Origin of the sequence: Bacillus sp. FJAT-27001 (genome assembly GCF_019039175.1) — a bacterium.
Classification (GTDB): domain Bacteria; phylum Bacillota; class Bacilli; order Bacillales; family Bacillaceae; genus Bacillus; species Bacillus velezensis.
Genome location: NZ_JAHOAA010000004.1, coordinates 94,848 through 96,751 on the forward strand (window position 1 = coordinate 94,848; position 1,904 = coordinate 96,751).

General features: G+C 47.6%; 2 protein-coding genes and 1 pseudogene. 2 read left to right on the plus strand and 1 reads right to left on the minus strand.

Annotation, left to right across the window (positions count from 1 at the left end; all coding sequences use genetic code 11):
- On the minus strand, positions 1 to 630 hold a 630-nt coding region (locus tag BGM27_RS20570; RefSeq protein WP_254122880.1), incomplete at its 3' end, for a T7SS effector LXG polymorphic toxin.
- A gap of 298 nt (positions 631 to 928) precedes the next feature.
- On the opposite strand from BGM27_RS20570, the gene BGM27_RS14625 reads away from it, so the two are divergent.
- Together BGM27_RS14625 and BGM27_RS20575 are read left to right on the plus strand one after the other, a co-directional pair.
- Entirely contained in the window at positions 929 to 1,648 is a 720-nt protein-coding gene (locus BGM27_RS14625; RefSeq protein ID WP_003155709.1) for a YebC/PmpR family DNA-binding transcriptional regulator, read from the plus strand.
- A 179-nt stretch (positions 1,649 to 1,827) separates the two neighbouring features.
- Positions 1,828 to 1,904 (plus strand): annotated as a pseudogene (locus tag BGM27_RS20575) (spore coat protein); the annotation flags it as partial.

The window sequence follows — 1,904 nt, forward strand, 5'->3', positions numbered from 1 at the left end:
TCGGTACGCCTTGGCATTGTAGTGAAGCGGAGTGGCGTTTTTTCCTTTGCCTGTGGCGTTTTGGAGCTGTTGGAAGTCGGCCTGAATGAACTGTTCGTTCGCTTCGGTTTCTGTGTATTCCTTCGTTAGATCGTGATCAAGCTTCCCGAGCTTATGTATGGTTTCGCTTCTTTTTTTGTCAGCTGAAGAAAGCTTCTGATCTGTGCTTTCGGTTGAAAACAGATCAAGCGAGATGATGTCTTCGATCTCTCTGAGGATGGACCCCATGTCCTTTTTTTGCCCTTCCATAATTGCCTTTGATTTACTGAGGGCGTGGGTGAGCTCGTGCTTCAGAAATGATTCCTCCACATGCGAATTGGAAAGTCCGGCGTCTTCGATTTTGCCGGGAAGGCTTGTGAGAAATGCGATTTTCATGTCGATCAGATCAAGCCAGCTGTCTGTGACGCCGGCGTGATCCTGGAAAAAGGCTTTGATATTATTGGCACCCCGGCCGGAGAAATCGCCGTCACCAAGATCAGCCATACCTTGAAACGCTTTTTTCAGATTAACCATTTGACCGCGCAGTTTTTTGTATTCACCCGCGCGCTGTTTGGCAGCGGCCAGCAGGGTGTTTGCTTCGAAAACTTTCATGATCATATCCTTTCTTTTGTTCGATATCAAAATTTTACCACGTGAGTCAGGATATACAGTGTAGGAAATAGGTAATAAGAATAAAATGAATCTTTTGGCTTGCGACTTCCTTCCTGTATGAAGGGAGGCTTTTTATGTTTTGTACAATAACCCTCAAATTCGGCTTACTGCGCTCCGGTGATTTTAAGCGTGCCTGTTTTTTCTAATGTCTTACACTCGAAACAACCCAACCGCTGAGGTATAATAGAAGCAGAGTATTTATCATACAGATTCAATTCGTGAAAGAGAGTGGAACAAAATGGGCCGTAAGTGGAACAATATTAAAGAAAAGAAAGCATCAAAGGACGCAAATACGAGCCGGATTTACGCGAAGTTCGGCCGTGAGATTTATGTGGCGGCAAAACAAGGCGAGCCAGATCCGGAATCGAACCAGGCGTTAAAAGTGGTGCTTGAGCGCGCGAAGACGTACAGTGTGCCGAAAAATATTATTGAGCGTGCGATTGAAAAGGCGAAAGGCGGCGCGGAGGAGAACTTTGACGAGCTGCGTTACGAAGGTTTCGGGCCGAACGGTTCAATGATCATCGTTGATGCGTTAACGAATAATGTAAACCGCACGGCGCCTGAAGTGCGCGCCGCATTCGGGAAAAACGGCGGAAATATGGGTGTGAGCGGGTCTGTCGCTTACATGTTTGATGCGACCGCCGTTATCGGCGTTGAAGGCAAGACGGCGGATGAAGCGCTGGAATTGCTGATGGAAGCTGATGTGGACGTGCGCGATATTTTAGAAGAGGATGACAGTGTGATCGTGTATGCCGAGCCTGATCAATTCCATGCCGTACAGGAGGCATTCAAAAATGCCGGCGTTGAAGAGTTCACGGTTGCGGAGCTGACGATGCTTGCGCAAAATGAAGTCGAGCTCCCGGAAGATGCGAAAGCTCAATTTGAAAAGCTGATCGATGTGCTGGAAGACCTCGAAGACGTACAGCAGGTTTATCACAATGTAGATTTAGGCGAATAAAGACAAAAAGGCCGGGGCGGCATAAGTTCCGGCCTTTTTATTTTGCTTATGCGGTCGGCCTGTATCGTATTTCTCCGTAAGCAATTATTGATTATTTCGCCAAAACTGGGCGGATGCCCATACGTTTCCTTCCGCATGTCATAAACTGGACTGTAACCTATGTGAAGGAGCGATAAATCATGAATGAAAGAAGACCGATTTACGGCGGCGGCTATGGCGGCTACGGAGGCTACCCGGGGTACGGTTTTGGCGGCTA

Coding starts and splice junctions, on each gene's coding strand:
- BGM27_RS14625 (WP_003155709.1), top strand. CDS start 929: ATGGGCCGTAAGTGGAACAATATTAAAGAAAAGAAAGCATCAAAGGAC.